The 323-nt window shown below is 54.8% G+C and carries 1 protein-coding gene; it reads right to left on the bottom strand.

What is annotated here, in order from left to right:
• A partial coding sequence (locus HMPREF1992_RS11650; RefSeq protein WP_021683809.1) for a terminase TerL endonuclease subunit occupies positions 1 to 323 on the bottom strand: 323 nt, incomplete at both ends.

The raw sequence follows: 323 nt of genomic DNA, 5'->3' as shown, positions 1-323 counted from the left end.
TCTCGGTGGATTTCTCCTTGTCCGCCTTGATGTTCCCTGCGGGATCGGTGCGAATGAAGATGTTGTCTGCCATCCAGCGCATGACGGGATGCCCGCCGTACGCTATTTTCTTTTCCAGCGTCAGCTTCATCAACTCTTTGGTCGGCGGGCTCATATCCTTGAATCCCTGCCCGAACGGAACAACGGTGAATCCCATTCCTTCGAGGTTCTGCACCATCTGCACCGCGCCCCAGCGGTCAAAGGCAATCTCACGGATGTTGTACTTCTCGCCCAGTTTCTCGATGAACGCCTCGATGAATCCGTAATGCACAACATTCCCCTCG

Source organism: Selenomonas sp. oral taxon 892 str. F0426, from assembly GCF_000468035.1.
GTDB lineage: Bacteria > Bacillota > Negativicutes > Selenomonadales > Selenomonadaceae > Centipeda.
The sequence above is the reverse complement of the archived record's forward strand: the minus strand, read 5'-3'. Positions and strand labels throughout refer to the sequence as shown.